General features: G+C 69.3%; 9 protein-coding genes, 1 pseudogene and 1 riboswitch. Of the genes and pseudogenes, 9 read left to right on the forward strand and 1 reads right to left on the reverse strand.

Annotated elements, in window-relative coordinates; translation table 11 throughout:
- From CLG85_RS26240 to cobF, 3 genes and pseudogenes are all read left to right on the forward strand, one after another.
- Positions 1 to 635: pseudogene (locus CLG85_RS26240) on the forward strand (cobyrinate a,c-diamide synthase); the annotation flags it as partial.
- Positions 630 to 808: riboswitch (cobalamin riboswitch) on the forward strand. Its footprint overlaps the pseudogene before it by 6 nt.
- A 54-nt stretch (positions 809 to 862) precedes the next feature.
- Positions 863 to 1,537 (forward strand): energy-coupling factor ABC transporter permease, encoded by a 675-nt coding sequence (locus CLG85_RS26245; protein WP_260350285.1) that lies wholly within the window; start codon positions 863 to 865, stop codon positions 1,535 to 1,537.
- Positions 1,538 to 1,591: 54 nt separating this feature from the next.
- A complete protein-coding gene (gene cobF / locus CLG85_RS26250) occupies positions 1,592 to 2,344 on the forward strand; it encodes a precorrin-6A synthase (deacetylating) (RefSeq protein ID WP_260350287.1) in 753 nt (250 codons plus the stop codon).
- 6 nt (positions 2,345 to 2,350) lie between these two features.
- Here the strand turns inward: cobF and CLG85_RS26255 are convergent, their stop codons facing one another.
- On the reverse strand, positions 2,351 to 3,358 hold the full coding sequence (locus CLG85_RS26255; RefSeq protein ID WP_235865411.1) for a LacI family DNA-binding transcriptional regulator: 1,008 nt from the start codon (positions 3,356 to 3,358) through the stop codon (positions 2,351 to 2,353).
- A gap of 176 nt (positions 3,359 to 3,534) precedes the next feature.
- Here CLG85_RS26255 and CLG85_RS26260 point away from each other — a divergent pair, with 176 nt between their 5' ends.
- From CLG85_RS26260 to CLG85_RS26285, 6 genes are all read left to right on the forward strand, one after another.
- Complete coding sequence (locus CLG85_RS26260) at positions 3,535 to 4,548, forward strand: TRAP transporter substrate-binding protein (protein ID WP_095882648.1); 1,014 nt, start codon at positions 3,535 to 3,537, stop codon at positions 4,546 to 4,548.
- Positions 4,548 to 5,093 carry a TRAP transporter small permease gene (locus tag CLG85_RS26265; protein WP_095882649.1) on the forward strand — a complete coding sequence of 182 codons (546 nt, stop codon included), beginning with the start codon at positions 4,548 to 4,550 and terminating at the stop codon, positions 5,091 to 5,093. Before CLG85_RS26260 ends, CLG85_RS26265 begins: the two co-directional genes overlap by 1 nt.
- Positions 5,090 to 6,367: a TRAP transporter large permease gene (locus CLG85_RS26270; protein ID WP_095882650.1), complete on the forward strand. Its 1,278-nt coding sequence runs from the start codon at positions 5,090 to 5,092 to the stop codon at positions 6,365 to 6,367. Before CLG85_RS26265 ends, CLG85_RS26270 begins: the two co-directional genes overlap by 4 nt.
- 8 nt (positions 6,368 to 6,375) lie before the next feature.
- A complete protein-coding gene (locus CLG85_RS26275; protein ID WP_095882651.1) occupies positions 6,376 to 6,915 on the forward strand; it encodes a VOC family protein in 540 nt (179 codons plus the stop codon).
- Positions 6,916 to 6,923: 8 nt separating this feature from the next.
- Positions 6,924 to 8,189, forward strand: a complete 1,266-nt coding sequence (locus CLG85_RS26280) for a ribulose-bisphosphate carboxylase large subunit family protein (protein ID WP_260350288.1) — start codon at positions 6,924 to 6,926, stop codon at positions 8,187 to 8,189.
- 1 nt (position 8,190) lies between these two features.
- On the forward strand, positions 8,191 to 8,813 hold a 623-nt coding region (locus CLG85_RS26285), incomplete at its 3' end, for a four-carbon acid sugar kinase family protein (protein ID WP_260350289.1).

The following is an 8,813-nucleotide window of genomic DNA, read 5'->3' on the forward strand; positions in this document are numbered from 1 at the left end:
CATCGCGCTGGCGCAGGACGCGGCCTTTTCCTTCACCTATCCGCACCTTTTCGAAGGCTGGCGCGCCGCGGGGCCGAGATCCTGCCCTTTTCGCCACTGGCCGACGAGGCGCCCGCCGCCGGGGCCGATCTGGTCTGGCTGCCCCGGCGGCTACCCCCGAGCTGCACGCCGGGCGCCTCGCCGCCGCCGCCACCTTCCGCGACGGGCTGCGCCGCCATGCCAAGACCCGGCCGGTCCACGGCGAGTGCGGCGGCTACATGGCGCTCGGCGAGGGGTTGATCGACAAGCAGGGCGTGCGGCACCGCATGGCAGGTCTGCTGGGTCTGGTGACCAGCTACGAGACGCGCAAGCTGCACCTCGGCTACCGCCGCGCCCGGCTGCGCGCACCGATGCCCGGCATCCGGGCCGGGACGGCGCTGCGCGGCCACGAGTTCCACTATTCCACCATCCTCGAGCAACCCGACCCGCCGCTGGCCGAGGTCGACGATGCCGATGGCACGCCGGTGGCCGAGACCGGCTCGCGGCGCGGCCGGGTCACGGGGACTTTCTTTCACCTGATCTCGGCGGAGGAGCCTTCATCCCCCCGCGAGCACGCACAAGAGGAGGCGCTTACCCTGACCACAGGCTCACGCTGAGCCACCCCGCATGGTGTCCCGCAAGGGATGCAAGGGAACCGGGTGAGAGGCCCGGACTGCCCCCGCAACTGTAAGCGAGGAGCGCCCAGGAAAAGCCACTGGCAGGCATGCCGGGAAGGGCCGAGGCGCGACGATCCGCGAGTCAGGAGACCTGCCATGCGACCCCCTTTCCCGCCCTCAAGGGCATTTTCGCTGCCGGAGGGGCAGCCACACGAAAAGGAAATACCATGCATATCGAACCCGGCGTCGTCGACGGCGCCAAGCTGGCTTTCGCCGCCGTCACCGCGGCAGGCGCCGCGGGCTATACCGCCAAGCTCACCGCGCAGGACATCGCGCGCAGCACCCTCGTCTCGCTCGCCGCACGCACGCTGATGGCCGCCGTTGCCACTTTCGTCTTCTTCGAGGTGCTGCCGCACTTCCCGGTGGGCGTCTCGGAGGTGCACTTCATCCTCGGCTCGACGCTCTTCCTGCTGCTCGGCGCGGCGCCCACCGCGCTGGGGCTGGCGCTGGGGCTGCTGGTGCAGGGCCTGTTCTTCGCGCCCAGCGACCTGCCGATGTACTTCGTCAACGTCACCACGCTGCTGGTGCCGCTCTTCGCCACCGCCGCGCTGGCCCGGCGGGTGGTGCCCGAGGGCACGGCCTATGTCGATCTGCGCTACGCCGATGTGCTGAAGCTCTCGGGAGCCTTCCAGGCCGGGGTCGTCGCCTGGGTCGCCTTCTGGGTGTTCTACGGCCAGGGCGTCTCGGCCGAGACCTTCGGCGCGGTGCTGACCTTCGGCGGGGCCTACATGATGGTGCTGCTGATCGAGCCGCTGGCCGATCTCGCCGCGCTCGCGGCTGCCAAGTCGCTCCGCGACACCGGCCTGGGACGGCTGTTTGCGGCCCGGCTCTATACCGCCTGACCCAAGCGCCCGGTCCCGAAAGCGGGGCCGGGCCCTCACCGCAAGGACAGTCCCATGATCACCGACCTCTGGCTTGTCGGCATCGGCACCGGCAACCCCGGCCACGTGACCCTCGAGGGGATGCAGGCGCTGCGCGATGCGGCCGTCGTCCTGCTGCCCCTTAAGGGCGCCGCCAAGGTGGAAATTTCGGCGCTCCGCCACACCATCCTCGACGCCGCGGGCACGACCGCCGGGATCCGCGCCTTCGACTACCCCGAGCGTGACCCCGCACTGCCCTACGCCGCCCGCGTGCAGGCCTGGCATGACGAGATCGCCCGGCGCTGGGTCGCGGCGCTGCAGGGCGCGCCCGAGGGGCCGGTTGCCCTGCTGGTCTGGGGCGATCCCGCGCTCTATGACAGCACGCTGCGCATCGCCGAGCGCCTCACGCCGCGCCCGAAGCTGCGGGTCATCCCCGGCATCACCGCGATCCAGGCGCTGACCGCCGCCCATGCGATCCCGCTGGGCAGCGTGAACGGCGCGATCAAGATTACCACCGGGCGGCGCCTGCGCGCGGAGGGCTGGCCCGAGGGTGAAGAGACGGTGGTGGTGCTGCTCGACGCAGAGTGCAGCTTCGCCGGGCTCGACCCCGAGGGGCTGCACATCTGGTGGGGCGCCAACCTTGGCAGCCCGGCGCAGGTCCTGTGCTCCGGCCCGCTCTCCGAGGTGGCGCAGGAGATCGTCGCGCTCCGGCAGGGGGCACGGGCGGAGCAGGGCTGGATCATGGACAGCTACCTTCTCCGCCGCGCGCCGAAGGGCGGCACGGACTAGCCCGGATCAGGGCAGGTTCTCACTGAAATAGATGTCCAGTTTCAAGGGTCTGGGCAGCTTCCCCGGATCGGTCAGACAGGCAATGGCGCGGTCGATCAATATGTCCGGATCCTGATCGAAGATCGCGTCCATCGTCCCCTCGAGCACCGCCCTTCGGGTGTCGGCCGTCAGCCCGTGGCCGATGAAGATCACCTCCTGTCGGCCCTGCTCGCGCAGCGCCCGGGTGATCCCGCCCGAGGAGCCGCCGACGTTGTAGATACCGACAAGGTCCGGCACCTGCTCGAGCAGCGCCAGCGTGTGGCGGTAGTTCTCGGCGGCATCGTCATGGCCCTCGCGCATGCCGTGGATGCGCAACTGCGGGAAGAGTTCCTCCTGGATGCTGAGAAACCCCGCCTCGCGCTCGGAATGCGCGCGGTAGTGGCGCGAGCCGGCGACCAGCGCCACCGCGCCCGCGCGACCGCCCGAGAACCGCCCGATCAGCAACCCGGCGGTACGCCCGACGGCACGGTTGTCGAGCCCCACGTGCGGAATCCCTGGCACCGAGCCGAGATCCGAAACGATCGACACAAGCCGCGTGCCGCTTGCTGCCACCTCCGCCGCCGCCTCGCGCACCACCGGGTGCTCGATGGCGAAGAAGGCAATGCCATCGGCCCATCCGGCGTTGCGCCGCAGCGCCTCCGCCAGCGCCTGCGCGTTGAAGCTCTCGATGAAGAAGCATCGCAGCACCGGCCCCGACGGCCCGGCACCTTCGAGCCTGGCGCGCAGCCGATCCCCCAGCAGCCGCAGGTAGGGGTTGGACCCGGCGGGCAGCAGCACCACGATGTTCGGCGGCCTCGCGATGCCAAGCTGCGCCTCCTCGCTCTCGCTCAGGAAGCCCAACTCGCGCGCCGCCTCGAGCACGCGTTGCCGGGTGCGCTCCTTGACACCCTTGCGGCGGTTCAGCACACGGTCGACCGTGGCCAGAGAAACCCCCGCCCGGGCCGCCACATCGGACTGCTGTGGGCGCTCCACCACTGGCTGATCCCCCTCCGCTCCCATCAAGACACCTCAAAACCCATCATCTTATTTGCTTTGACGAATGCTGCTTCGAAACAGTAGCCTCCGTCAAGACCCGTGCAATAGCGGAAATGAAGCGCGGTGCACCGCGCAAAACACATCAAAACGCATCAAATTTCTAGGGAGGAGATCAGATGCAGACCCCCAAGGGACTTTCTCGCCGCACCCTGCTGCTCACCGGCGCCGGCGCGCTGGCCGCGCCCTTCATCGCGCGCCCGGCCTTTGCCGCCACCACCCTGCGCTACGGCCACAACAACGAGGTCGCCTCGGTTGCCGGCGCGCAGGCTGACTGGTTCGCCGAGGCGCTCGGCCAGACCTCGGGTGGCGACATCGCGGTGCAGGTCTTCCCGAACAGCCAGCTCGGCAAGCTGCAGGAGCTGGCCGAGGCGGTCTCGCTCGGGACCATCGCCTTCTCGCACAACACCGCCGGCGCGCTCGGCTCGCTCTACCAGCCCTTCGCCGCGCTCGACACGCCCTATCTCTACCGCGACGTCGACCACCTGATGAAGGTCACCGACGTGGACGGCCCGGTGATGCAGGAACTGAACGAGGGCCTGATTGCCGCCGCCAACGTGCGCGTCATCTACGCGCATTACTTCGGCCGCCGGAACCTGACCTGCAACAAGGCGATCATGTCCCCGGCAGACCTCGCGGGCGTCAAGATCCGCGCCGTGCCCTTCCCGATCTACACCACCGCCGTCGAGGGCATGGGCGCCGTCGCCGTGCCGGTCGACTGGTCCGAGGTGCCAACCGCGCTCGCCACCGGCGTCGTGCAGGGCCAGGAGAACCCGGTCAATGTGGTGCTCAACGTCAAGCTCTACGAGGTGCAGTCGCACCTCATGCTGACCGGACACATGTCGAACGCCGAGGTCGTCGTGATGAACGAGGACACCTGGCAGGGCATGTCCGGCGCCGAGCAGGACGCGGTGCGCGAGGCCGCGCTGCAGACCCGCGAAAAGGCCACCAAGGCGATCCTCGACAACGAGGAAGCCGAGACCCAGAAGCTGCGCGACCTCGGCATGACCGTGATCGGCGAGGAGGACGGGCTCGACCTCGAGGCCTTCCGCGCCTCGGTCTCCAAGCTGGTGGACGAGCGCTTCGGCGGCGAATACGGCGATCTCTACGCCAAGATCGCGGCGGTCGCCTGATGCCGGGCACGTCCCCGACTGAAACCCCGGGCCGCGCGATCCTCGCGCGGCTCACCGATGCGGGCATCTGGCTCGGCATGGCGCTGCTGGCGCTGATGGCAGGGCAGGTGGTGCTGCAGGTGGCGGCACGCAACTTCATGGACCTGGGGCTGCCCTGGGCTGACGAGTTGGCGCGCTTTGCCTGCATCGGCATGGTCTTCGTCACGATCCCGGCGCTGGCCGGACGGCAGGTGATGGTCGCGGTGACGATGCTGCCCGACATGGCCAAGCCCAAGCCACGCCAATTCATGATCCTGCTCGCCGACCTCGCGACCCTCGCCTTCGCCGCGCTGATGCTCTGGAGCTTCGCCGAGTTCCTTCCCCGTGCCGGCAAGTTCCTGACCCCGGCGCTGCGCGTGCCGAACTGGGTCTATTACAGCCTCGCGCTGACCGGCAGCCTCTTCCTCTGCGCCGTCGCGCTGCACCGCGTCTGGACCGCCCTGCGCCGCCGAGACCCCTCCGCCGCCTTCCACGACTACCGCGACGAGACCGGACAACCCACATGAGCCTGATCCTCCTGAGCCTTTTCGCCGTGCTGCTTGCACTCGGCGCGCCGATCGCCGTGTGCCTGGGCCTGTCCGCCGCCGTGGTCATCGTGATGGAGGGCCTGCCGGTCTCGGTGCTGGCGCAGCGCAGTCTCAACGCGCTCGACAGCTCGCCGCTGCTGGCCGTGCCGCTCTTCATCTTCGCCGCCGCGCTGCTCAATGCCACCGGCGTCACGACCCACCTCTTCGACCTAGTGCGCATGCTCTTCGGCCGCATCCGCGGCGCCGTGGCGCAGGTGAGCGTCTTCGTCTCGCTGATCTTCTCGGGCGTCTCGGGCGCGGCGCTGGCCGACATCGGCGCGCTCGGCGCGATCCAGATCAACCAGATGACCGCGCAGGGCTACCGCAAGGAGTTCGCCGCCGGTCTCACCGTCGCCGCCGCCACCATCGGCCCGATCTTCCCGCCCTCGATCCCGATCATCATCTACGCCTCGGTCGCCAACGTCTCGGCGGTGAAGCTGCTGCTGGCGGGGATCATCCCGGCGCTGCTGCTGACCGCGCTCTTGATGGCGCAGGTGGCGATCATGGCCCGCGTCAAGGGGCTGCCCCGCGACGAGGTCAGCGCGAAACCGCGCGAAATCGCCCAGAAGGCGGTGATCTCCTTCCCCGCGCTCATGGCCCCGGTGCTGCTGATCGGCGGGCTGATGAGCGGCTACTTCGGCCCCACCGAGGTCGCCGGCGTCACCGTCGCCTACGCGCTCTTCATCGGCTTCACCATCTACCGCAGCCTCACCGGCCGCGCCGTGGTGGGCGCCCTGCGCGAGACGGTCGAGGCCAGCGCCAACATTCTCTTCGTCGTCGCCACCGCCGCGCTTTTCGCCTGGGTGCTGACGCTCGACCAGGTGCCGATGAAGGTCTCGGCGCTGCTGCTCGGCGTGTCCGACAACCCGCTGGTGCTGCTCTTCCTGGTCAACGTCCTGCTGCTCATCGTCGGCATGGCGCTGGAGAGCATCGCGGCGATCCTGATCATCGCACCCATCGTGGCGCCCGCGCTCACCGCCGCCGGGGTCGATCCGCTGCAGCTCGGCATCGTCTTCGTGCTGAACCTGATGATCGGCCTGCTGACCCCGCCCGTGGGCATGAGCCTCTACATGATCTCGATCATCTCGCGCATGCCGATCACCCAGGTGATCGCCGGGGTGATGCCCTTCTTCATCCCGCTGCTCCTCTCCCTGCTCGTGGTCTCCGCCGTGCCGGCGCTGTCCACGTGGCTTCCCGAATTCCTGATGAACTGAGGTTCCCCATGAGCACCCTTCTTGGCCCCATCCGCCAGCTCGGCTACGTCGTCGACGACATCGAGGCGGGCATGAAATACTGGTCCGAGACCATGGGCGTCGGCCCGTGGTTCTACAACCCGCAGGTGCCGATCGAGGACTATCTCTACGACGGCCAGAGCTACCAGCCGCACAACTCCGTGGCGCTGGCCAACTCCGGCGAGATGCAGGTCGAGCTGATCCAGACCCGCAACGACGTGCCCTCGATGTACCGCGACTACATGCAGAAGGGCCTGCGCGGCCTGCAGCACGTGGCCTTCTGGACCAAGGATTATGACGCCGACCTCGCGATGATGCTCGACAAGGGCTTCACGCTGAAGATGTCGGGCTGCGTCGGCAAGAACGGCCGCTTCGCCTATTTCGCCGAGGAGCATCATCCAGGCACCTGCATCGAGCTGTCCGAGGTTCTCGGCCCGAAGGGGACCATGTTCGACATGATCCGCGAGGCCTCCGAGGGCTGGGACGGCTCGGACCCGGTGCGCCCCTTCCCGGACCTCAGCAAGATCTGAGGCGACGCATGGACCGGATCATCGCCGATTACCTGCTGGAAACCCCCTACCCGCTGGCCGAGGTGGCGGCGATGATGGCGGGCGAGCAGAGCTCGGGCACCTTCGTGCGCGTCGCCGGGGAAACCGACGAGCTGCGCGCCCGCGCCGCCGCCGAGGTGCTCTCCATCGAGGAGCTGGACAGCGTGGACAGCCCCACGCTGCACTCCGCCTACGTCGCCCGCAAGCAGCCTTCCGGCCCTTACCGCAAGGCACGGGTGCGCATCGCCTATCCGGTGGCCAACATCGGGCGGAACCTGCCGACGCTGGCCGCGACGGTCTCGGGCAACCTCTACGACATCGGCGAGATCACCGGGCTCAAACTTCTGTCGCTGGAGTTCCCCGCCGAATATCGCGCCCGCTTCCCCCTGCCGGCGCAGGGCATCGCGGGCACCCGCGAAAGCCTCGGCGTCCAGGGCACGCCGATCTTCGGCACGATCATCAAGCCCAACGTCGGGATGCGCCCCGAGCAGATCGCCGCGCTGGTCGATCAGCTCTGCGCCGCAGGGGTGGATTTCATCAAGGATGACGAGATCTGCGCCGATCCCGACGTCGCGCCGCTGGAACTGCGCGTGCCCGCCGTCATGGCGGTGATCCGCAAGTGGCAGGACAAGACCGGGCGCAAGGTGATGATGGCCTTCAACATCACCGACGAGACCGACGCCATGCGCCGTCATGCCGATCTGGTGGCGGCCGAGGGCGGGTCGTGCGTCATGGCCAGCCTCAACTGGTGCGGGCTGTCGGGCATGGAGAGCCTGCGCGCCCACACGCCGCTCGCCATCCACGCCCACCGCAACGGCTTCGGCGCGATGAGCCGCCACCCGCTGCTCGGCATGGGCTTCCAAGCGTACCACGCGCTCTACCGGCTCGCCGGGATCGACCACATGCATGTGCATGGCATCGGCGGCAAGTTCGTCGACACCGCCGAAGAGGTCACCGAGGCCGCCCGCGCCTGCCTCGCGCCGCTCTGCACCGGCGGCCCGGATGATCGCGTGATGCCTGCCTTCTCCTCTGGCCAATGGGCCGGCACCCTGCCGCAGACGCTGGAAGCGGCGCAATCGCCCGACCTGATGTTCATGTGCGGCGGCGGCATCCTCGCGCACCCGCAGGGACCGGCGGCGGGCATCGCCTCGCTGCGCGACGCCTACGAGGTGTTGCAAGAGGGGGGCACGCTGGCCGAGGGCGCATCGACCCGCCCGGCGCTGGCCGCGGCGCTCGACTTCTTCGGCAAGCGCTGAGATGGGAGCCCGGATCGTCTTCGTCGGTGACGATTTCACCGGCGCCTCGGACAGCCTCGCCACCTATGCCCGCGCCGGGCTGCGCACGCGCATGGTGGTCGGCGGAGCGGCGGGAGGGGGTCTCGACGTTCTGGGCCTGCCCACCGACCTGCGCTCGCTGCCGCCCGAGACTGCGCGCGCCGATATCGCCACCCTCTGGCCGCGCATCGCGGCGGAAGACCCGCAGGTCCTGCACCTCAAGGTCTGCTCGACCTTCGATTCCGCGCCGCATGTCGGCTCCATCGGCGCGGTGGCGCAGGAGCTGATCGCCCGCTTTGCGCCCGACGTGGTGGCGGTGATCGGCGGCCAGCCCAGCCTCGGGCGCTTTTGCGCCTTCGGCACGCTCTTCGCCCGCGGTCCCGATGGCGCGACCCATCGCATCGACCGCCACCCGGTGATGAGCCGCCACCCGGTAACCCCCATGCAGGAGGCCGACCTGCGCAGGCATCTCGCCGCGCAGGGGCTGACAGGGCTGGCGCTCGTCGCGCTCCCCGAGCTCGACGATCCGCAGGCGGTGGCCGACACCCTGCGCAGCGGCCCCGCGCTGATCGACGTCGCCCGCCCCGCCGACCTGCCACGCATCGC

This window comes from Alloyangia mangrovi, from assembly GCF_002300555.2.
In the GTDB taxonomy this organism is placed as follows: domain Bacteria; phylum Pseudomonadota; class Alphaproteobacteria; order Rhodobacterales; family Rhodobacteraceae; genus Salipiger; species Salipiger mangrovi.

Coding starts and splice junctions, on each gene's coding strand:
- CLG85_RS26270 (WP_095882650.1), top strand. CDS start 5,090: ATGAGCCTGATCCTCCTGAGCCTTTTCGCCGTGCTGCTTGCACTCGGC.
- CLG85_RS26260 (WP_095882648.1), top strand. CDS start 3,535: ATGCAGACCCCCAAGGGACTTTCTCGCCGCACCCTGCTGCTCACCGGC.
- CLG85_RS26265 (WP_095882649.1), top strand. CDS start 4,548: ATGCCGGGCACGTCCCCGACTGAAACCCCGGGCCGCGCGATCCTCGCG.
- cobF (WP_260350287.1), top strand. CDS start 1,592: ATGATCACCGACCTCTGGCTTGTCGGCATCGGCACCGGCAACCCCGGC.
- CLG85_RS26275 (WP_095882651.1), top strand. CDS start 6,376: ATGAGCACCCTTCTTGGCCCCATCCGCCAGCTCGGCTACGTCGTCGAC.
- CLG85_RS26245 (WP_260350285.1), top strand. CDS start 863: ATGCATATCGAACCCGGCGTCGTCGACGGCGCCAAGCTGGCTTTCGCC.
- CLG85_RS26280 (WP_260350288.1), top strand. CDS start 6,924: ATGGACCGGATCATCGCCGATTACCTGCTGGAAACCCCCTACCCGCTG.